This window comes from Paenibacillus sp. NPDC058367, assembly GCF_042723305.1.
In the GTDB taxonomy this organism is placed as follows: Bacteria; Bacillota; Bacilli; order Paenibacillales; family Paenibacillaceae; genus Paenibacillus_AQ.
This window is the reverse complement of the sequence record NZ_JBHXIZ010000001.1, coordinates 936,186-957,116: the sequence shown is the minus strand read 5'-3', so window position 1 is coordinate 957,116 and position 20,931 is coordinate 936,186. Positions and strand designations below refer to the sequence as shown.

The window sequence follows — 20,931 nt, the reverse complement described above, 5'->3', positions numbered from 1 at the left end:
GCTTATTATGCCCTATTAAGTCCTGATTATTAATATTTAGTCTTCTTTAAATATATGAAAGTATAAGTTATGCCAATAAGCTATAAATAACAAAGATGAAGGCGAACAGAATCATAATGACTGCAGTTAAGGCCATGCCCCGCTTAAACTGCGGCGGGACACGATCCTTGGTCATAATTAGAACTGCGCCTAGACATAAGACTAGGACAACATAAATCGCGATATTTTCTGTGTTCATATTCTGTTATACCTGTTTGAAGGCTGCGATGATATTTTTATACTCTTCTTCATTATCTTTATAAGATTCTTTGTTGAATCGGTTGTTCACCCACTGCATCATAGCTGGACGACTAAGGAAAGTATGTGTTTCTTCTCCCCATTGATCGGAGATTTCGCGAAGTACAATATAACGTCCTTGAACTTCTACCGTCATCATATTCCATTTGTCTGTTTTGTATATTTCATGTTTTTTGATCATTATCATTACCACCCTGGCGATTTTTGGCTTTTGGCTCAATGATAACGCACTGGTCAAGGGAAAAGCAAATTAAATCACATATTTAAAGATCCAGATAGATTGATTTGAGTAAAAGATTGCAGTATAATATAGTTATACGCCATATATGGCGGTTATTTTTAGGAGGTTGTTCAATTGAAAGGTACAGTAAAATGGTTTAACGCAGAAAAAGGTTATGGTTTTCTTCAAGTAGAAGGCGGCGAAGATGTATTCGTACACTTCTCAGCAATTCAAGGTGAAGGATTCAAAACTTTGGACGAAGGTCAAGAAGTAGAATTCGATATCACTGATGGTAATCGTGGACCGCAAGCTGAAAACGTAGTAAAATTATAAGAAACGGCAAAGACAGTTAAGCTGTCTGCTATAAATATATAATTTACTTGGCAAGCCCTTGCAAGAGTGGTTACCAACTATAGAACACAGTTCTTTCGGGAACTGTGTTTTTTTACGTCTAATAGACATCAATTTAGATGAAAGGTCTTTGCATTCCCAAGCGAAGGGATAGCAAAGACCTTTTAATATTTTTGAGTATCAGAAGTGTTCTATTATAGGGAAGCTTTTTTGTTCTTATTCTTGAAATAGCGCATTGAATCTCGATGGGTATCCAATAAATGCTGTCCTAAAAAGCCTACAAAAGCAAGAAGGCTGAAGCCAACCGCTACCATATAGAAGGTGAAGCGTCCTGCTTCCTGATAGATCATTCCACCAAATGTACCACTTAGAAGTCCAGCTGCACTTGACCAAACAACTGTGTAGATTGCAAGACCGGTTGCTCGGAGACGATCAGGAATAATCCGAGTGATATAGCGGACACATGTTACAAAAAAGACGCCAAATGTCAGGCTATGCAAGGCTTGAATCGCGATTATAGAGCCTGGGTGATCGGCGAGCGCCATTAGTAGAAAGCGAAGGGCATACATGAGACTGGCTAAAATTAATAAGGGCAGTTCTTTAAATTTGTCGCCGTATTTGCCGAGTATAAATAATACAGGGATTTCACTTAGTGCTGAGGCAAGTAATGCCCAGCCGATCACTTCCTCACCAGCGCCCAGGTTCTTTAAACTGATGGTGAGAAAAGCTTCGTTCATTCTATGTCCCAGTGCGAGTACAAAGACACATCCGAAGAACCACAGCACTTCTTTTCGCAAAAGGATATCTTTAAGCCCATGCTCTTTCTTGCCTGGTTTGGTAGTAACAGCCTTCTGATTGGGGAGCTCTGGAACAGTTTTTTTGACATCCTTTAGGCCAATTGTAATTAGAAGTGCGATTATAATGATAATAATACATAAGGTAAGACTCCAAGTAGCACCTAAAGCTCTAAGCGCATACCCGACGGTTAAAGCAAAGAAAGAATAGCCTAATGAGCCAAATACACGAATTGTAATGAAGTTTCGTCCGTGTCGCTCCGCAATTTTGATGGCCATTGTATCAGCAAGCGGAAAAACTGGGTAATAGAAGAAGTAGAAAAAGGACAAAATAAGCATAACGGAAGAAAATTCGGTCGCTCTGGCTAATAGAAGTCCGGTAACTAATTGCCCCGCGAGTAAAATAAACATGATTTTTCGAATGGTACCTAGCTTATCGCTCATCATACTCCAGAAGAGATTGGATAGGATGGAGATGAGGGGACCGAGAGAATACAAGTAGCCCACCTGAGAACTGCTAAACCCTAAATGTGTATAGAATAAAGGAAAGTAGGATACTACAAGAACGCTAGTGCCATAAATCGTAAAAAGAAAGGAACGAAGCCAATTCTGATCGCTGTAAGGGCTTCCGGTCCGTTTTGAAAACATGAAAGTGCACTCCTCTGAGATTGAAATATGGCTAGTATAGCATAAAGCAATGGAGGGTTATGTGTTTTATTCTTGAATTGCGTTATTTCTGAATCTTTCATAATTTTACGAAAGTGATTTTGTTGTTTGTACAAATACGTCTGATCATATTATAATAAGTGGTGATTTGGATAAGGAGACAACAATGTGGAGGCACTATCATTGAGTGAATTAGAGCAAGGCCGTTACCTTAGCCCGCGTGGCCCTATTGGGCTTATGAACAGGGTCTATAAGTACGTGCTGCCAGAAGTGAGAGAAAGTCTGGACTTCTGGCGCCAAGATGCGAATGGGATTCCCGATCCCGAGCTCCGGAAGCAAGCACTTGCCAGCATTGAAACAAAGGAGTTTCACTGCATAGGTGGAGGTATTTATGCCGCCGGCAATTTATCGATGAGACATATACTTATTCCGCTTATTGTTGCTTATCAAACTATCAGTGATTATCTAGATAACTTATGTGATCGCAGTACTTCGCTTGATCCTGCAGATTTCAGGCTGCTGCATCAATCTATGCTGGATGCCATTGATCCAAACGCTGAACCTGTCAATTATTATGCGCTTCGCGATGAACAGAATGACGGCGGGTACTTGTATAGGCTAGTTCGAAAATGCCAGGAGATGATCTCTTTGCTGCCAGGTTATTCCGCTGCTGCAGCGGAGATTCGTGATTTGGCTGTGCTGTATACAGATTTGCAGGTATATAAGCATATCCGCCCGGAACTCAGGGAAACAGCCCTGAAGGAATGGTGGGAGCAGCAGGGTAGCCGTGCTCCGCATCTGCATTGGAACGAGTTTGCAGCTGCAACGGGCTCTACTTTAGGCGTATTCATGCTTTTTCTATCTGCATGTGATCCGAAGCTAAGTAAGTCTTCTTCGGAATCGATTCGAGCTGCATATTTTCCACATGTTTGTGGATTGCACATTATGCTGGATTATTTGATTGATCAGGAAGAGGACCGAGCAGGCGGCGATCTTAATTTCTGCAATTATTATGACGACACGGATACCATGTTAAGTCGGATCGCTTCCATGGTTGAGTGGGCCCGTAAGGATGTACGTGAACTTCCGGAATCATCTATGCATCGTATGGTGATTGAGGGATTGCTGGCACTTTATTTATCTGATCCGAAAGTTAGCGAACAGCGGGAAGTTCGCACTGTGTCTAAAAGCCTGATGAGAGGAAGTCCGCTTACAAGGCTGTTCTTCTTCGCTAATAGCCGCTGGATACGCAATCGTTTTTTGTAACAAGGCTGCGAAGCTTCATCTATACAACGGATGGGGCATTGCACAACTTTAAGGAGGAACAACAGAATGTCAAAAATCAAAAAAATTGCAGTACTGACTAGTGGTGGAGATTCACAAGGTATGAACGCCGCTGTTCGTGCGGTTGTAAGAAGCGCACTTTATTATGGCATTGAAGTTTTTGGAGTTCAACGTGGATATCAAGGTCTTCTGAATCGCGATATCTTCCCTATGGATCTTCGCAGTGTTGGTGACATTATTCAACGTGGGGGAACCATTCTGCAATCTGCAAGATGTCTGGAGTTCACAAAACCAGAAGGTCAGCAAAAGGGTGCAGATATTCTTAATGAAATGGGCATCGATGGCCTAGTAGTTATAGGTGGAGATGGTTCTTATAAAGGTGCTAATAAACTAAGTAAACTCGGTATCAAGACGATGGCATTACCGGGAACTATTGATAATGATATTTCCTACACGGATTACACCATCGGGTTTGATACAGCAGTTGGTGTCGTTGTAGATGCTATTAACAAGCTGCGTGACACGATGTCCTCCCATGAGCGTTCTTCCATTGTAGAAGTTATGGGACGTCATTGTGGAGATATCGCACTACATGCAGGTCTGGCTTCTGGAGCAGAAACAATTCTCGTGCCAGAAATGCCATATGACTTGAATGAAGTTGCGGATCGTATGCGCGACAACTTTGTCAGAGGTAAACGTCACAGTATCGTCATCGTTGCAGAAGGTGTGGGTAAAGGCGAAGATGTGGCCCAAGCGTTGAAAGATCGTCATGCTTCTCTGGATGCACGGGTTACTGTACTTGGACATATTCAGCGGGGAGGAACACCAACACCTGGAGACCGGAACCTTGCTAGCCGTCTTGGTGACTTTGCCGTTCGTAAACTAATTGAAGGTGAGTCTGATAAAGGTTGCGGTATCATCAAGGGAGAACTAACCCTTACAGATATCGATCTTGTAGTGAATACGAAGAAAGACTTTGACGTGGAGTTGTACGAGCTTGCATCCCGTCTTTCTCAATAATTAACATACAAAAAAGGAACAGCTGCGAATTTCGCACTGTTCCTTTTTTTGTATTCTTTTGATCATTAGTGATGTGCTTGAGCGTCTGCATATTGTGTGGCATAACGGCGTTGAACTTTAACAAGCCGAGTCAAGAGCAATGTAGCCCCAATCGCAAGACCGGTGATCAAGCCGATCCAATAACCATAAGCTCCTAGATCCGTATAAGTAGCAAGTACATAGCCTGTAGGAAGCCCTATAATCCAATAAGCTATAAAGCAAATAATGAAGGCTGGATTAACATCCTTATAGCCACGAAGTGCTCCTTGTGTAGGTGTTGCAATCGCATCGGAAATCTGGAAAAAGATCGCATAGATTAAGAAATGCTGAATTAATGATATGACATCAGGTTCATCAGTGTATAAACCAGCTACATGATGGCCGGCAAATAAGAGCAGGAGTGCAGTTGCCAGGGAGAGGATAGCCGCAAGTCCAATTCCCATAATGGCATATTGACGGGCATCCTTTTGCCTGCCGGATCCAGTCTCGAAGCCGACGAGAATGGTAAGGCTCATACAGATACTGAGCGGAATCATATATAACGTAGTTGCAAAATTAATGGCTGCTTGATGAGCTGCAATCGTTACAGTATCGAACCGACTCATCAACAAGGTTACAGCGGAGAAGACTGCAGTTTCAAAAAAAATCGAGAAGCCAATAGGTACACCGATCTTCAGTAGATCTTTGAAGCTTTTTAGCGATATAAAGTAGAACTTTCGGAAGATTCTAAGGCTTGCAAAGGGTTCTACCCGATAAATGAACAGCAGGGCAACCGAAAAAATTACCCAGTAGGTGATAGCTGATGCCACTCCAGCTCCAACACCACCAAGTCGAGGAAACCCGAATTTTCCGAAGATTAGTAAGTAGTTCAAACCAACATTCACGGGTAGGGCTATGAGTGTGATCAACATGGACACTCGTGTTTGTCCCAGAGCGTCTATACAACTACGGAGAACTGTATATCCAAACAGCGGGATAATTCCGAAGGAGATCGCACTTAGGAAACGAAATGCAACATCTCTTACAGTCGGCTCCAGATTCATAAAATTAAGGATAGGTGACAAGGCGAAGCTCCCGATTAGTAAGACAATTACAGAGACGATCAGTGATAACCAGATTCCCTGTGTGACTTGATAGGCTACTTCCTTTTCTTTTTTGCTTCCGATGAGCTGAGAGACGATGGGGGTAATCCCCATAAGGATTCCACTTAAGCCCGTTTGAATTGGGATCCAGAGACTGGTTCCTATCGCCACACCTGCCAGATCGGCTGTACTAAACTTACCTGACATGTTTGTATCAAAGAAGGTTATCGCTGACAAAGCAATCTGTGTAACCAGAATTGGAAATAAAATATGAAAGAATTGTATTGCTTTTTGTTTTAAAGAGGTGGTTTGTATCATCGTTCTTTGCCTCATTCTTTGTTGGTTTTTATTGATTACAGTAAAAGTTCCCTTTTTCTCCATTAAAAGACCCGGCAAATGCCGGGTCTTTATCTTTATATATCATACCTGATTTCAATTATACATAATAAGGGCTATATACATCATTTCTCATAATCGACATCGGAGGTATATCGGTTATTGGCGTTCCAGAGTAGAAACTCCTCTACATTTTCATCTTTTAAAGCGCGGATTTGATCCTCCACCTGTTTTTTACCGTATTTAATATAATGACCTTTTCCGAGCCAGCTTGCTGTAAAATCTTGAATCCAAGGACGAATAACAGGTTTGTAGCTGCCTAGAGGATCAAGCTTCTTATGGGTATCAACCATGGAGCCTTTAATGGTAGCATACGGATCTAAGTCAGGCTCTTTCACTCCAAACCATCCCGTTGAATAATGACTCGGATAAATCATCGGGCTGATGACATCCACATTCTTGGATATTTTAACGAAGTCTTGTCCTATGCCCTCAGCAGGAGCAGAAGCGGCATATCCAAAAATATCTACGGATACACGAACACCAAGTGGAGCAAGCTCTGCTTTTGCGTATTTCACAAAATTAGAAATGATATCTACGCGAGAATCGCTAGTTTTGGTGTATTTAAGTGTGTCTGCACGTTTTTCGAATCCTTCAGGAAAGCGCACATAGTCGAATTGAATTTCTTTAAAGCCGAGTTTGACAGCTTCTTTGGCGATATCGACATTGTACTTCCAGACATCTTCATTATAAGGATTAACAAAGCTATCGCCGCCTTTATTCTTCCATACTGTGCCGTCTGCATTAACAAAGGATAATTGCGGATTCTTTTTGGCAAGTATAGAGTCCTTAAAGACAACAATTCGAGCGATAGGATATACATCATGTTTATTCAATCTTTCCATCAGTTTGTTGATGTCGCCAATAAATGGCTGCGGATTACCGAGTTTCTGAAGTTCAGGATTATCGGTTTTATACGTGATGTAACCTGCATCATCCTTAATGTCGATGACCATAGAATTTAGTTCCGTCTGATCAAGTAAAGAAAGAAGCTTTTCCATTCGTTCTCCACCGGCACTGTATGCGGTAACATAGATGCCTTTTACTTTTGGCGCATCCGGCTGAGGATCTGCGTGTAGCATGCTTTGTGAGTCATTTGCTTCTGCTGTAGCATTTGGAGCTGGAGTTGAACCATTTGAATTATTATTTTGCGTAGCGATGATGGGGGGATTCATGGCGGACTTCAATGCAATTGCCACTTCAGCGTCATGTTGATTCTGTTGCACGCCTACACTTCCCAAGGCCATCATCAGTAGAGCCCAGGTGATGTTCATTCGTATTCTCTCCCTTTATGTACATTTCCTAAATTATATAGGAACGGTTGCTTCTAAAAAGAACAGTGTTGTAATAATGTTGGCTCAGATCGGGTCTGAAAATCCATCCTTCGATGTATATAACCGGGACGCACAGATTCTAAACGTATTGTTAAAAAGTAAATGCCGCCTCAACACGGCAACATGGCCGAACTTAAGGCGGCAACTATCAAGACTTCTCTTGCGGCTTACTCATTGAAGATACGCAGAATTCTGATGTTCACAGATACTGTAATGGATGATATCCATGGCATCTGCAGGTTCCAGAATACTAAGCCCGTCACGCAGAACGATTACGGAATTTAATTCGTCCTGTTTGAGAAACGGCATCATATCAGGATACCACCTCATGACGATTGCTGACAGCTTTACCGTTTCCATTTCCACAAAAATCACCCTTTCCTTTTTCGATAGGTCTGAATGGAATTCAGTAATCATCGGAAAACGAAGTGCTTGGAAAAAAGAGGGGTAAATCTCAATCTTTATGAAATTGTTAGGGTTCTGCGTGATTATAATATATCACAATTCTGTGATTGGTGCATTTTCCAAATTAATACTTTTCATTGCCAGTTTTTATCTTTTTCGGAAGGAACCCATAACACCAACTGTCTCGACAATATTTACAAATGCTTGAGGATCTGTCGTGCGGATAATACGTTGCAGTTCAGCAAGTTCGTAGCGGGTTGTTACTGTCATTAGCATGTCCTTTTCAACATGAGAATAAGCGCCTTCTGTTTTAATCTTTGTGACACCGCGTTGAAGCCCCATTAGATGCTGAAGGAGCTCATCTGTACGATTTGTTACTATATATACGGTTACCTTTAAATGGCTGATGTGAATCATGTCCAGTACCTTACCAGTTACATATATAGATACCATTGATGCAAGAGCCAAGTTCCAGTTTTTATCAAAATATGCCGCGGCAAGAATAACGAGTCCGTTTAAGCTAACCACCACGTTTCCAACTGGGAAATCGCGGAATTTAGTGATGATGGATCCCAGGATATCAAAACCTCCGGATGAACCACCTGCACGGAAGCTGAAGCCACAGCCAATACCAACCAGCACGCCACCAAATACAGAAGAAAGCAGCATATCAGTAGCTACCAAATATTCGGGAATGATCGTCAAGAACCAGGTTGTTGCCACAACGGATAACATGCTTAGCATAATAAATCTCCGGCCTAGCTGGAACCAACCAGCTACAAGCAATGGAATATTAAAGAGTAAGTACAAGAGGCTTATGTTTAGTGGTGTAAAGTAACCCACTAACATCGAAAGTCCGGATATTCCTCCGCTGAGTAAGCGATGAGGGATTAGAAAAAGATTAAATCCACTGGCGATCAACGCTGCCCCAAAAATAACTGCAATACAATTCCAAATCTGTCTTAACAAGCAAATCCACCTCTATAAATAAATTTAAAAATAAACCATGTATGCAATGAAAAGAAAGGAACCCACTGGTATTCCTACTTAGAGTTGTGATATAATGTACAGGATATTCTTGAGTAGGACGTTACAATGGTATTTTTGCATTGCATCGGATGTAAAGCTACAGTTGCTCAGGTACAATGAAGTACCTGATGAAAGGGAGGCTTTTCGTCCCAAAAGCGCTATATCATGCAGAAAAAAGAGCATGATTGGACAGCATATAAATGTGTTTACCGCTACTTAAGAATACAGACAAGCATGTGGAATGTCCACTGTATAGAAGGAGCATGAATAATTTGAAAACATTCGCAGAATTTGGCTTGGAGCCAAAAGTGCTACAAGCAATCACAGAGTTAGGATTTGAGGAGGCAACACCGATACAGGAGCAGTCAATTCCATTGGCATTGACTGGGTCGGATCTGATCGGTCAAGCACAGACTGGTACAGGTAAGACTGCTGCTTTTGGTATCCCCCTCATTTCGAAGATTAATCGCGAAGACGAAAAAATTCTGGCACTTATCATGGCACCAACACGTGAGTTGGCCATTCAAGTATCAGAAGAAATCGGTAAGCTAAGCCGTTTTAAAGGTCTTCGTTCGTTGGCAATTTATGGCGGACAAGATATTGGTCGCCAAATCCGTGGTCTTAAGAAGAAACCACAAATTATTATTGGTACACCTGGACGTTTGCTTGACCATATCAACCGTAAAACCATTCGTTTGGATGATGTTCAAACTGTTGTATTGGATGAAGCAGATGAAATGCTGGATATGGGCTTTATGGAAGATATTCAGACAATCCTCAAGCTCGTTCCTGAAGAACGTCAAACTATGTTGTTCTCGGCTACAATGCCTCCAAACATTCAACGTCTTGCACAGCAATTCCTGAACAACCCGCAACACGTCTCCGTTATTCCGAAACAAATCAGTGCTCCGCTGATTGATCAAGCATATGTTGAAGTACCTGAACGTCAAAAGTTCGAAGCGCTTAGTCGTTTGATTGATATGGAATCACCTGAGCTTGCAATCGTGTTCGGACGCACAAAGCGCCGGGTTGATGAGCTTGCAGAAGCTTTGCAAAAACGTGGATACTCAGCTGATGGATTACATGGTGACCTGTCTCAGAACCAACGTGATGCTGTAATGCGTAAATTCCGTGATGGCAGCATTGATGTGCTGGTAGCTACTGACGTAGCGGCTCGTGGTTTGGACGTATCTGGCGTTACTCATGTAATTAACTTTGACTTGCCGCAAGATCCAGAAAGCTATGTACACCGTATCGGTCGTACTGGTCGCGCTGGTAAAGAGGGTACAGCTTGGTCTTTCGTTACTCCACGCGAAATGGATCACCTGCATTTGATCGAACGCGTTACTCGTCACCGTATTACTCGTAAACCATTGCCAACTATGGCTGAGGCTATTGAAGGTAAACAACGCGTAACAGCAGAGCGCTTGCTTGAAATGGTTGAGAACGGTGAATTGAATGAGTACAAAGGTATTTCTATTCAATTGCTTGAGCAATATGATTCCGTACAATTGCTGTCAGCTGCAATGAAGCTTCTGACTGGTGATAAGAAGGATTCTGCAATTGAATTGACTCCTGAAGATCCAATCCGTGCTAAACGTCGTGGTGGTAAGAACGACATTCGCAGTGGCCGCAAACCTAATGGTGGTTATGGTGGCAACCGTGGTACTTCCGGTGGCAGCACTGGTGGATACCGTGGAAACCGTGACAACAACGGTGGCGGAAGTCGTGGTGGCTACAGCAGCGGTGGCAGTAACTATGGTAGTGGCAGTGGCGGTTATGGCGGTGGCTATAAAGGCAACCGTGATGGCGCAGCTGGCCGTGATGGTGGAGCGAACCGCAGTGCGGACCGCAAACCATCTACTCGCCCAAGCAGCACAAGCACGCGTCCAGCAAAACGCGAAGATTTCGATAATTAATACTTGATCAGAACCCGCGGGTGATGATTTATCAAAATACAAAGAAGACGAGATGCCGAATAGCGGTTCTCGTCTTCTTTTTGCTGAAATATAAGGGTGTTTATTGAATTAGCAGCTTATTTAAATGAAAGTACGAGTGATGATAACGAGCAGGATAAACAATACGAGGATCGTACCAGTGGAAGTCCAGCCGCCGTAGCCAACAGGTGAGGACATATAATAACCTCCTTTAGAATGTGGTGATTTTGGAAATTCTTATGGTCACAATCCCAATATATGGACTCTATAGACTTAATGTATAGACGATGACCTAGAATTCAGAAAGTTGGGCTATGGAAAAGAGTAGGTCAAATGAGGTATAGTTAAGATAAGCAGTATGCAAGAGACAGAGGAGGAAGGGAATTGGAGTTTAAAGGAGCAATGGGTGGTTTATACCGCATCACAGAATGGATTACACGTATCGCAGCTAGTAATATCTTATGGGCACTATGTTCCGCCCCGTTTTTATTTTTTGGATTGATGAAATTGATGATGCTTGGGACAAGCTCAGGTGGAGTAAATGAGCAGCTCACATTGAACTGGGCTATGGGGATTCTGGCGCCATTTACAGTATTTCCTGCTTCGGCGGCTTTATTTACCGTTGTGCGCAAATGGGTTATGGGGAACACGGATGTAGGAACTTTTCGTACGTTTTTTCAGGGGTATAAAGAGAATTATTTAAAAAGTATGCTCGGTGGAATTATCTACACATTGATGTTCGTTATTATGTACGTCGATGTAACGGTTTACATGACACAAATGCCTAACTTCAGAATTGTTGGTATTTTGATGTTAGTGCTCATGATTATTTTATCGGTGTCCATGTTTAACTTCTTTTCTATTGTCGTTCATTATCAAATGAGCTTTAAACAAGTGATGACTAACTCAATATTGCTGACTATAGCACGTCCAATTCGCGTGTTCTCAACTTTGATTGCAGCTGCAGTGCTAGCTTATATTGGTCTTAGATATCCAGCACTGTATTTCATCTGTATTCCAACGTTGATTGCGATGGCTGCTTTCTTTAACTTCTATGCTACCTATAATAAACTGCAATTGCAGGTGGAGCAGAAGAAACTGAAAGAGGAAGAAGAGCGAGAAGCTGCATTGAACAATCAAGAGGATGACGACGATGACGATGATGATTATGAAGATGATGTTGAGGATAAAGATGTAAAACGTATTTAACAAAGACGAGTATTAAGCACTCGGAAATCGTCAGTAATTTAATTCCAGTGTAAAATAAAGCGCATACAGGTTTACTTTTTCGTTAAAACGCAATATAATAATAACAAATCCTGCGATGTTCGTTACGGTTGCTCGTTGTTTTGAACCAATGATAATGTCTTGGGAGATCTACACGAAGCGCAGCTGAACAGCCCTGTCTATATGACTTGGGGAATTCAAAAACGTTTTCTGCGATCACCCACCTGCTCTAGCAGGTTCAGAAGACACTGTAGCCGGACGGCATAAGCGGGTTTTCTATTGTTTAGGCCAAAGCGCCCTGTATCCCGTGAAAGTTGGGAACGGGCGCTTTTTTGTGTGTCTGGAACAAGGAGAAAGTGAGTAATACCCTTTTGTTCCTGAGACAAGAGTGTTACACTTAGAATAATGAACTTGGGATTTGTAGAGGGGGAAGAATTTTGTCGTTAAAAAGAACCTTGGTCGGTTTATTCCGTAGTCATGATGGAACAAGCGACCGCGCAAAAGATCCGACATTAAAAACGCGTTATTACAATCTAACGAAAGACAAAGCTTGGGAGGAAGTTTCATCAACGCTTAAGAAGATTCCTGGATTCAAGGTGCTTCATGAAGTGGAGTCAGTAGGTGAGATCACTCTGGAGAAGAGAACGGCATTCGGCCGTACACTGGACATTACTGTCTCTGTGCTCAATACCACACCTGTACGTTGTGGCGTAGATATGTACTCTGCATCTAGAGGTTCGCTAGGTGATTTGGGTGCTAATTACCGTGTCATTCAGCGGTTATATGCGTCCTTGGACAAAAAATTAGGAAAATACAAAGCAGACTAATTTTCAGAGATTCTTACTAAACCTTCTTACTTAGGGATTGTATGAATGCGTTTACGCAAATGTTGACTGCTCTGGATATTATCGATAAATCTTTCTATTACAAAAAAAAGCGGGAGAAGGATGGACCTTCTTCCGCTTTTTTCAAAATATAAGAAAGTATAAGTTCTACACCTATACTTTATGTCTTATATTTCTCGCATAAACACTTTGTCGCCCTTGTAAGGACGACAAAGGCATTTATGCTTGCAGTGATAAGTAAGTATTGTCGAAAATGGCCGCTAACTTACTGTTCTAGAGAATTAGAGCAAGCTCTTCACAGCAGCTATAGCATCTTCGTAATTAGGGTGCTCGGTCATTTCACTCAAATATTCAACATAGGTGAGTGTGTTGTTCTTGTCTAGTACAAAAATAGAACGCATATCTAACCGGAATTCTTTGATTAGTACGCCATAAGCTTGTCCGAATGAGGCTGCTTTGTGATCGGATAGAGTGATTACGCGATCGATCCCTGCAGCGCCACACCAGCGGGCTTGAGCAAATGGTAGGTCCATACTTACCGTGAGGATAACTACATCGTCACCTAGCTCTGCAGCTTCGCTATTGAACCGGCGGGTCTGTGCATCACATACACCAGTATCTAGAGAAGGTACAACACTGATCAGCTTGATTTTACCGGCATAATCACTAAGAGACACTTCTTCCAGTAGATTCTTACTTAGAACAAAATCAGGAGCGGGATCACCAGCTGTAAGCTTGGGTCCTACGAGAGTGATGGGGCTGCTTTTGAAAGTAGCTACGCCTGTTCTTTCTTGCGTCATATCCTTGTTTTCCTCCTCGAATTGTAATATTGGCTCTTACTGCCACAATAAATTATAATCTTATTTACAGGGAGATGTCCAACAAAGCAAGATATAAATGTAAAGGGATGGGTGTAATGATATTTATTCGGTATGAAAATTGGAAAAGTTATCTCCGGTATTACCCGGTAACATGTCTTCTCATTGTAGCTAATGTGATTATGTTTATGCTCATGGCGTTCAATGGTGGATCCACCAATATACAAACACTTGTTGATTTTGGTGCTATAGTTGATGTTAGCCCGTATAAAGAGGAACTGTGGCGTTATGTGGCGGCTATTTTTTTACATAATGGGTTTTCCCATCTATTCTTTAATAGCTTCGCTCTACTGGTATTTGCACCGCCTCTGGAGCGCCTGCTTGGCTGGTGGCGATATGCAATTCTTTATGTGGTAGGTGGAGTTCTTGCGAATTTTCTAACGATTGCAATCAGCAGTCGCTCAGTATTAGAGGTAGGTACGGTCTCGGTAGGTGCTTCTGGAGCAATCTACGCCGTCTATGGCGCATTTTTATACATTGCTGTTATTCAACGGGCGATGATGGACGAAGGCTCGCGAAAGACGTTATACGGTTTGCTTGTAATCGGGATCATTATGTCGTTTGCAACACCAAAGGTGAATTGGGTTGCGCATATCGGAGGCTTGGTTTCTGGCTTTTTCCTATATGGACTTATTATTCGTATATTTAAAAAAAGCCTAAGACAGGGGCGATGATGGAGTGGAGCTAAGACAGCTGCAATATTTTCTAAAGGTAGCCCAAAAAGAACATGTAACAAGAGCGGCGGAGGAACTTCATGTAGCGCAGTCTGCGGTAAGCCGCCAGATTCATCAATTGGAGCAAGAGCTTGGGGTTGACTTGTTCATGCAAAAAGGGCGTAATTTGCAGCTTACGCCAGTTGGACAGCTCTTTTGCAAGCGGGTGGATAGTATTCTTAAGGAATTGGAACATTCGGTAAATGAAGTGCATGAATTTCTAGATCCGGAACGTGGAGAGATTCGTATAGGGTTTCCTCACAGTCTTGGAACTCATCTTATCCCGACTATCGTTGCAGAATTCCGCCAGCACTATCCCCATGTTAAGTTTCGCTTTAAGCAGGGCTCTTACCCTTCGCTGATAAAGGACGTATTATCTGGAGAGGTGGATTTAACATTTATTTCGCCTTTTCCGGAAAATGATGAGCATGTCTCTGGAGATATTGTTATGACTGAAGAGTTATTTGCAATACTTCCTCAGAATCATCAGCTGGCAGGAGAATCTGAGATCCGACTGGAACAGCTTCAAAATGAAAAGTTTGTTCTATTCAGTCAAGGTTATTCTTTGAGGCCGATCGTTTGGCAAGCATGCTTGCAGGCGGGATTTCAACCACAGATTGCATTCGAAGGTGGGGAGACTGATACCATACGTGGTTTAGTGGCGGCAGGGATGGGTGTAAGCCTTCTGCCGGAGATGGCGTTCTATCAGACGAATCCTCTCCAGCCAGCTCAGGTAAGGGTTGTGGAGCCTGCTGTGACGAGGACGGTTGGTTTGATTTACCGAACAGATAGTAAGTTGCCGCTGGTTGCACGTTCGTTTCGGACTTTTTTGATATCCTATTTTAAAGCGAGGCAAAATAATACCCCGGTCGGCTCTTAGCCTTCCGGGGTTTCTTTTTGTGTTGTATTTTTGTATTAGTCGCGGTTACCTAAAAAGACGGTAATCAAACGAAGCAGTTCGAGTAAGGAGACTAGCGCCGCGGCAACGTACGTTAATGCAGCTGCGTTTAGGACTTTGGCTACTCCGCGTTCCTCTTCGTTACGAATGTAGCCTTGCTCTACCATGACTTGACGTGCCCGGTTGCTGGCATTGAACTCAACTGGGAGCGTCACAAGCTGGAAGGCAACAGCGGCCGAGAAGAAAATGATACCAAGGCCTACAAGATTAAAGTAACCGAATATAAATCCTGCCATAAGCATGAATGGTGCTATACCTGATGCAAAATTAACTACTGGGAACATCCGGTGACGTAGTGTTAACATAGGATAACTTACTTTATGCTGAATGGCGTGACCCACTTCGTGACAAGCGACTGAGACTGCTGCGATAGAACTCTCATAATAAACAGGCTCTGATAAGCGTACAACTCTGTGAATCGGATCATAGTGGTCAGAAAGCGTACCTCTTACAGGCTCAATCGGAACATCGTGAAGTCCATTTGCGTCGAGCATGCGTCTAGCTGCTTCATATCCTGTCAGACCGTTTAAGTTGGCGACCTTGGACCATTTGCTGAATGTCCCTTTAACTCTGAACTGGGCCCATAATGAAAAAATAAAAGCGATAATTACTAATAGATACATTCCCATAGCTGCATTCCTCCACTGTATTGTAAATATGGTATTTACATTGGCGGTCCTTGCGTAAGCAATAGAAGCCGAATCGCCTCCATGCAGGCCACTCCTTGTGGGAGTAAGTTAGAGAGCGCGCGTCTGGCCTGTCCCGGCTTCAGACCGCTTATAATGGGTTCAAGTGCCTTTACTTCACGTTCTAGTCGTTGCATATGCTGCTCAAGCTCGACTAATTTATCAGATACGTCAGTTTCAGGAGTAGCCTCGCTCCATTTGCTCATCATGGATTTGATTTCTTCCAATGAATACTTGTCATGCTTTAATTGATTAATACGTTCTAAGTCGACCAAGGTTTCATGACTGTAAAGTCGGTAATTTTTGGTGCTTCTTGACTCTGGGGAGATTAACCCCAATTTCGTGTAATAATCAATGGTGCGCTCACTGATGTGAGCAGCCTTAGCTAATTCTCCAATTCGATATAGAATCATATCCCCATGCTACCTCGCCTCACTAATCGAATTCGACTGTCCATAAAGGATAGTCGTCTCCTATATTGGTGGTTTCTATTATGCTATCTGTAATGATAACAAACTGGAAACCATACAGTCAAACGTCATACTTTCATAAAGTATATGCATTAAAGAGAGGTTAATTCATGAAATGAAATGCGTTGTTTATATACAATACACTCAAACTCCATGTGATATCAAATTTGAACCGATTATGCTCATTAATAAATCCTAACTATAAACATGACATTTAATGTTATGTTTATTGGAGGATCAGTAAGGATAATTCGATAAAAAAGTAATATTAGAGTGGATCTTCACGTAGTTATTTCAATGAATTCATAGCTGTATGGGCCTGAAATACTGAGATAGTTCAAGTGTACTATGGAGAATTTGTGAGTTTAGTGAAATTAAAATAAAAACATTCCCAAAAATAGTCTTGTCAATTTACCTGACTTCTGATTATAATGACATTAAGAGTTTCACGCTTTGTTAGAAAATATAACATTGGGGAGTGGGGTAAAAATGAAAAAGAAATGGTTGATGATGTTACTGGCCATGATTACGCTGATGGTTTATCCGGTAAGTGCTTTTGCGGCGGACGGTCCAACAAATGCAGATTTGCAGGTCGGATTGGATACCGCGTTTACCTTCCTGGCATTCATCTTAGTTTTCTTTATGCAAGCAGGGTTCGCGATGCTTGAAGCAGGATCAGTTAGAATGAAGAATGCAGGTCACGTAGCCGGTAAGACGGTACTGACACTAGCCATTGCGAGTGTATGTTTCTGGGCCGTTGGCTTTGGACTTGGCTTCGGTAACGGTAACGGCTTCTTCGGTACTACAGGCTTCTTGTATGGCGGAGATTCAACAGCATCTTCATTTGAATCACTTGCATTTTCTGATGTTACTTTAAATGTTAAATTCTTGTTCCAAATGGCGTTTGCAGCAGTTTCCTTAGCTATCGTATCTGGAGGCATGGCAGAACGTGCAAAGATCAGTGTGTACATTATATTCGGAATTTTATTCTCAATCGTAATTTATCCTGTCGTAGCACACTGGGTATGGGGCGGCGGCTGGTTGGCTGAGCTGGGAATGCAAGATTATGCAGGTTCCACGGTTGTCCATCTTACAGGTGCCACTGCAGCGGTAGTAGCAACCATATTGCTTAAGCCACGACTTGGTAAGTTTAATAAAGAAGGTAAACCTGTTATTATTCCAGGTCATAACCAAGTATTTACTGTACTCGGTGTGATTATCCTCTGGTTTGGTTGGTTCGGATTTAATCCAGGTAGTGCTTTGTCCCCAATGGGAGGTTTCTTTGGTCACGTAGCATTAACAACGAATATCGCAGCAGCAGCAGGCGGTTTGGCGGCATTAATTGCTTCTTGGTTGTATTTTGGTAAATCTGATATTCCAGCAATGCTGAATGGTGTTCTAGCTGCATTGGTTGCGATCACTGGTGCATGTGCTTACGTTGAACCATGGGCGGCAATCATTATTGGTTTAGTAGCGGGTGCGTTCACATTCATGACTTCCCAATGGCTGGAACGTGCAGGACTTGATGATCCAATCTATGCTTTCTCGGTACATGGTATTGCGGGAATGTGGGGCGCGGTTTCCACGGGTCTATTCGCTGCACCGGATCTTATTACTAAAGGTGCTTTGGTAGGGGAAGCAGGATTGTTCTACGGTGGAGGTTTCCACCAGCTGGGTGTTCAAGTGCTTGGGGTAGTAGGAACATTTGCTTTCGTAGCAGTGCTTTCATTCATTATCTTATATGTAATGAAGGTAACAACAGGACTTCGTGTTACGGAAGAAGAAGAATTGATGGGTCTGGATATCAGTGAGCATGGTACTTACGGATACCCTGAACAAATGAAATTAATTGCAGAATCGGAATCCAAAACCCTTAAACAATAATATGAATCCTCAGATAGGGAGGCGGACCGTGTGGCTTCGATGGAGTTAACAGACGGGTATGATGAAGAAAGCTTTAGGGCCATCGTTTTAGCCGGTTCGCCACAGGAACTTAGGGAGAGGCGAATTGCCTGCCAAAGTATTCTACTGGAACAGTTGAATGTAATTCCGATTGAGGAATGGATGTTTCGTGTGAATACAATGCATGATCTTATTGCAGAGACTGCAGTACTAATATGTGAGGCGCAGATGAAAGAGGCGGGCTATGGCCCGCCTCCCTGTGCTTATTCCTTTATTGTGTTTGGCAGTAGTGGAAGGCAGGAAGCTACACTGTGGAGCGATCAGGATAATGGTTTGATCGTTGAGGGTGAACCGGATGGGGAGAAGAATAGATACTTTGAATTTTTTGGAATGATGTTATCCGATCTGCTTGAAGAAGTGGGATATGAGAAATGTGCAGGCAAAGTAATGTGCTCCCAAGGGATGTGGAGGAAGACGTTATCGGAATGGAAGGAGCAGCTGAAGGAATGGAGAACCCAGTTGGAATGGGAGCCAATTCGGTATCTTATCATTTCTTCAGATATGCGCCATGTTGCGGGAAGTAAGGAGTTATCAGCATTGTGGCAAGAGGCTTTTTATGAGGGTTTTATTGACAATGAGGAGTTGTCTGTGGCTGTTCTTCGCAATACAGTCCGCCATAAAGCGACTTTAAATCTGCTGGGACAGGTGTTAACAGAGCGCTTTGGGGATTATGCAGGTGGATTTGACATTAAGTATGGAGTCTATATCCCTTTAGTGAATATTGTTAGACGCTTGTCATTATTGCATGGTATTAGAGCTAGCTCGACCTTAGAGCGGATTGAAGAGCTTGAAAGGCTTCACAAGTATCAACATTTGGATGATATTCGACAGGCTTTCTTGTTGGCGATGCGGATGCGAGTGAACACGCCATTTAGTGTCCAGAATGGCTTGTTAATCAGCAGTGATTATATTGCTGAGAGTGAACTGAAGAATAAGCAGCTGTTGTCTGAGCTGCGTGAAAGTCTGCTGCTTGTTAGACGTCTTCATCGGGCGTTGCAGCGTCAGCTCCGCTCAGCGGAAAGGTGGCGAACATGAGGGAGCCAAGCAAGAATGGAGGATTCTGGAACAACCTGAGACAAGGTGGAATGCCGTCGGCAATCGCTTCGATGAGAGGGGGAGAAACTGCTCATCAGACTGCGCAGCAAATGGCCTATATCCGATCTCTCATGCGTGAGAAGCGTCGTCCTGAGGTGCTGCGTACTCCGCTGTCTGAACTGGAGACGGTTATATTTGATTTAGAGACGACGGGATTTTCTCATCAGCATGGAGATGAAATTATGTCGTTTGGTGCAATTAAGGTTGTTGGAGAGGAAATTAAGGAAGATGAATGCTTTTACACCTTGGTGAATTGTCAGACGGCAATTCCAGAAGATATTACGAGGTTAACAGGGATAACGGAAGAGATGACTGGGTCCGCTCCTTCCTTAATTGATGGCCTTCATAATTTCATGTCCTTTGTGGGGCAAAATGTGCTAGTGGCACATGCAAGCTCGCATGATAAAGCTTTTCTCAATGCCGCGCTATGGAGAACTTCTAAAGTTCAGCTTACACACCGGGTGCTGGACACGATGATGCTTGCACGTTGGCTCGAGCCGCAGCGAAATAACTATACACTCGATGAACTGTTATTTGTCCATGAAATTCCGATTCATGGACGTCACAATGCATTAGAGGATGCCAAAATGACAGCCCAGCTGTGGGTGACTTATCTTCGCGAAATTTCGGAGCGGGGCCAAGTAGATACCTTAGGCGATTTATATGCTTATTTAAGTAGAACGTGAAGCGGGGCATGAGATAGTTCAGGGAAAGGGAAAGATGTTCCTTGTTCATTAGAATACCGCTCAATATAAAATCCATTCAGAAATGGAGAGCAGCCATCTTCAGTTCTGGGAGAACCAATAAGGTAGACCTTAAATTCAGATCCAAGTGCTGCTAATCCTTTATAATCGGCAACCGAAGGTACAGGTTCTGAATTTGGGTGGGAATGAAATAAACCGATGAGTGTCGGCTCATTGTAAAGAACATGAATCCACTCTTCAGGGTGGGGAGCAAATGTGTGCAGCGGGTCTGGCGCTACGTTGCGCATAGGTACGTAAGTATCGATGAGCATGCCACCCGCTGCGGCAGCACCCAGCAGGACACCGCATGCTTCATGCGGGTAACTGGACAGCAAGTGCTTCCCCAGTGCTTGCTGTACGGAATATTTCAGTCTTATAGGCTGGACATTTCCCTGTAATGCTGCCATTTGTTCACCCCTCTCTCTTCATTAGGGTTTCGTCGCTGACGATACCCTCTTTTTATTTTTCTTTTTGTCTAAAAAATGGATGGTTTGAAATTG

23 protein-coding genes and 1 other RNA gene are annotated in these 20,931 nt (G+C 42.9%); 12 read left to right on the top strand and 12 right to left on the bottom strand.

Annotated features, from left to right (window positions below; all coding sequences use genetic code 11):
- Positions 1-67 precede the first annotated feature (67 nt).
- Positions 68-238 (bottom strand): hypothetical protein, encoded by a 171-nt coding sequence (locus tag ACFWMP_RS04440; protein ID WP_167348490.1) that lies wholly within the window; start codon positions 236-238, stop codon positions 68-70.
- A gap of 6 nt (positions 239-244) precedes the next feature.
- Positions 245-478 carry a hypothetical protein gene (locus ACFWMP_RS04435; protein WP_036689271.1) on the bottom strand — a complete coding sequence of 78 codons (234 nt, stop codon included), beginning with the start codon at positions 476-478 and terminating at the stop codon, positions 245-247.
- 174 nt (positions 479-652) lie between these two features.
- On the opposite strand from ACFWMP_RS04435, the gene ACFWMP_RS04430 reads away from it, so the two are divergent.
- The gene (locus ACFWMP_RS04430; RefSeq protein ID WP_042126303.1) at positions 653-850 is read left to right on the top strand and encodes a cold shock domain-containing protein; all 198 of its coding nucleotides are present in this window, start codon (positions 653-655) and stop codon (positions 848-850) included.
- A gap of 212 nt (positions 851-1,062) precedes the next feature.
- Here the strand turns inward: ACFWMP_RS04430 and ACFWMP_RS04425 are convergent, their stop codons facing one another.
- Entirely contained in the window at positions 1,063-2,310 is a 1,248-nt protein-coding gene (locus ACFWMP_RS04425; RefSeq protein ID WP_076283175.1) for an MFS transporter, read from the bottom strand.
- Between the two features lie 201 nt (positions 2,311-2,511).
- Here ACFWMP_RS04425 and ACFWMP_RS04420 point away from each other — a divergent pair, with 201 nt between their 5' ends.
- Positions 2,512-3,594 carry a tetraprenyl-beta-curcumene synthase family protein gene (locus tag ACFWMP_RS04420; protein ID WP_042193615.1) on the top strand — a complete coding sequence of 361 codons (1,083 nt, stop codon included), beginning with the start codon at positions 2,512-2,514 and terminating at the stop codon, positions 3,592-3,594.
- Between the two features lie 66 nt (positions 3,595-3,660).
- On the top strand, positions 3,661-4,632 hold the full coding sequence (gene pfkA, locus ACFWMP_RS04415) for a 6-phosphofructokinase (protein WP_042126307.1): 972 nt from the start codon (positions 3,661-3,663) through the stop codon (positions 4,630-4,632).
- Positions 4,633-4,697: 65 nt separating this feature from the next.
- On the opposite strand, the gene ACFWMP_RS04410 is transcribed toward pfkA, so the two are convergent.
- The 4 genes from ACFWMP_RS04410 to ACFWMP_RS04395 all read right to left on the bottom strand — a co-directional run bounded on the left by ACFWMP_RS04410 (position 4,698) and on the right by ACFWMP_RS04395 (position 8,857).
- On the bottom strand, positions 4,698-6,071 hold the full coding sequence (locus ACFWMP_RS04410) for an MATE family efflux transporter (RefSeq protein WP_042186826.1): 1,374 nt from the start codon (positions 6,069-6,071) through the stop codon (positions 4,698-4,700).
- Between the two features lie 143 nt (positions 6,072-6,214).
- Positions 6,215-7,423, bottom strand: coding sequence for a putative glycoside hydrolase (locus ACFWMP_RS04405; protein ID WP_076283173.1), 1,209 nt, complete (start codon positions 7,421-7,423; stop codon positions 6,215-6,217).
- A gap of 231 nt (positions 7,424-7,654) precedes the next feature.
- A complete protein-coding gene (locus tag ACFWMP_RS04400) occupies positions 7,655-7,843 on the bottom strand; it encodes a hypothetical protein (protein WP_036689649.1) in 189 nt (62 codons plus the stop codon).
- A gap of 192 nt (positions 7,844-8,035) precedes the next feature.
- Positions 8,036-8,857, bottom strand: coding sequence for a YitT family protein (locus tag ACFWMP_RS04395; protein WP_379422162.1), 822 nt, complete (start codon positions 8,855-8,857; stop codon positions 8,036-8,038).
- Between the two features lie 332 nt (positions 8,858-9,189).
- On the opposite strand from ACFWMP_RS04395, the gene cshA reads away from it, so the two are divergent.
- Positions 9,190-10,836: a degradosome RNA helicase CshA gene (gene cshA / locus ACFWMP_RS04390; protein ID WP_042186833.1), complete on the top strand. Its 1,647-nt coding sequence runs from the start codon at positions 9,190-9,192 to the stop codon at positions 10,834-10,836.
- A gap of 120 nt (positions 10,837-10,956) precedes the next feature.
- Here cshA and ACFWMP_RS04385 read toward each other — a convergent pair whose 3' ends face one another.
- Entirely contained in the window at positions 10,957-11,052 is a 96-nt protein-coding gene (locus ACFWMP_RS04385) for a hypothetical protein (RefSeq protein ID WP_042186834.1), read from the bottom strand.
- A 186-nt stretch (positions 11,053-11,238) separates the two neighbouring features.
- Here ACFWMP_RS04385 and ACFWMP_RS04380 point away from each other — a divergent pair, with 186 nt between their 5' ends.
- The 3 genes from ACFWMP_RS04380 to ACFWMP_RS04370 all read left to right on the top strand — a co-directional run bounded on the left by ACFWMP_RS04380 (position 11,239) and on the right by ACFWMP_RS04370 (position 12,908).
- Complete coding sequence (locus ACFWMP_RS04380; RefSeq protein ID WP_042186837.1) at positions 11,239-12,063, top strand: YesL family protein; 825 nt, start codon at positions 11,239-11,241, stop codon at positions 12,061-12,063.
- 104 nt (positions 12,064-12,167) lie between these two features.
- Positions 12,168-12,359, top strand: a non-coding RNA gene (ssrS, locus tag ACFWMP_RS04375) — 6S RNA.
- Between the two features lie 159 nt (positions 12,360-12,518).
- Positions 12,519-12,908, top strand: a complete 390-nt coding sequence (locus ACFWMP_RS04370; RefSeq protein WP_042186839.1) for a DUF1499 domain-containing protein — start codon at positions 12,519-12,521, stop codon at positions 12,906-12,908.
- 299 nt (positions 12,909-13,207) lie between these two features.
- Here ACFWMP_RS04370 and tpx read toward each other — a convergent pair whose 3' ends face one another.
- Positions 13,208-13,726 carry a thiol peroxidase gene (gene tpx / locus ACFWMP_RS04365; protein ID WP_042186841.1) on the bottom strand — a complete coding sequence of 173 codons (519 nt, stop codon included), beginning with the start codon at positions 13,724-13,726 and terminating at the stop codon, positions 13,208-13,210.
- Between the two features lie 116 nt (positions 13,727-13,842).
- On the opposite strand from tpx, the gene ACFWMP_RS04360 reads away from it, so the two are divergent.
- Positions 13,843-14,478 (top strand): rhomboid family intramembrane serine protease, encoded by a 636-nt coding sequence (locus ACFWMP_RS04360; RefSeq protein ID WP_379422159.1) that lies wholly within the window; start codon positions 13,843-13,845, stop codon positions 14,476-14,478.
- Between the two features lie 4 nt (positions 14,479-14,482).
- A complete protein-coding gene (gene gltC, locus ACFWMP_RS04355) occupies positions 14,483-15,397 on the top strand; it encodes a glutamate biosynthesis transcriptional regulator GltC (RefSeq protein WP_042186843.1) in 915 nt (304 codons plus the stop codon).
- Positions 15,398-15,432: 35 nt separating this feature from the next.
- On the opposite strand, the gene ACFWMP_RS04350 is transcribed toward gltC, so the two are convergent.
- The gene (locus tag ACFWMP_RS04350) at positions 15,433-16,104 is read right to left on the bottom strand and encodes a zinc metallopeptidase (RefSeq protein ID WP_042186846.1); all 672 of its coding nucleotides are present in this window, start codon (positions 16,102-16,104) and stop codon (positions 15,433-15,435) included.
- A 35-nt stretch (positions 16,105-16,139) separates the two neighbouring features.
- The gene (locus ACFWMP_RS04345; protein WP_042186848.1) at positions 16,140-16,574 is read right to left on the bottom strand and encodes a MerR family transcriptional regulator; all 435 of its coding nucleotides are present in this window, start codon (positions 16,572-16,574) and stop codon (positions 16,140-16,142) included.
- Positions 16,575-17,120: 546 nt separating this feature from the next.
- Here ACFWMP_RS04345 and ACFWMP_RS04340 point away from each other — a divergent pair.
- The 3 genes from ACFWMP_RS04340 to ACFWMP_RS04330 are packed head-to-tail and all read left to right on the top strand — an operon-like array spanning position 17,121 to position 20,374.
- Positions 17,121-18,515, top strand: coding sequence for an ammonium transporter (locus tag ACFWMP_RS04340; protein ID WP_042186849.1), 1,395 nt, complete (start codon positions 17,121-17,123; stop codon positions 18,513-18,515).
- A 39-nt stretch (positions 18,516-18,554) separates the two neighbouring features.
- Positions 18,555-19,628 carry a DUF294 nucleotidyltransferase-like domain-containing protein gene (locus tag ACFWMP_RS04335; RefSeq protein WP_379423499.1) on the top strand — a complete coding sequence of 358 codons (1,074 nt, stop codon included), beginning with the start codon at positions 18,555-18,557 and terminating at the stop codon, positions 19,626-19,628.
- Complete coding sequence (locus tag ACFWMP_RS04330) at positions 19,625-20,374, top strand: exonuclease domain-containing protein (protein ID WP_379422155.1); 750 nt, start codon at positions 19,625-19,627, stop codon at positions 20,372-20,374. Before ACFWMP_RS04335 ends, ACFWMP_RS04330 begins: the two co-directional genes overlap by 4 nt.
- Here the strand turns inward: ACFWMP_RS04330 and ACFWMP_RS04325 are convergent.
- On the bottom strand, positions 20,356-20,838 hold the full coding sequence (locus tag ACFWMP_RS04325) for a M67 family metallopeptidase (RefSeq protein WP_052404236.1): 483 nt from the start codon (positions 20,836-20,838) through the stop codon (positions 20,356-20,358). The two genes, ACFWMP_RS04330 and ACFWMP_RS04325, sit on opposite strands and share 19 nt — an antisense overlap.
- Positions 20,839-20,931 lie beyond the last annotated feature (93 nt).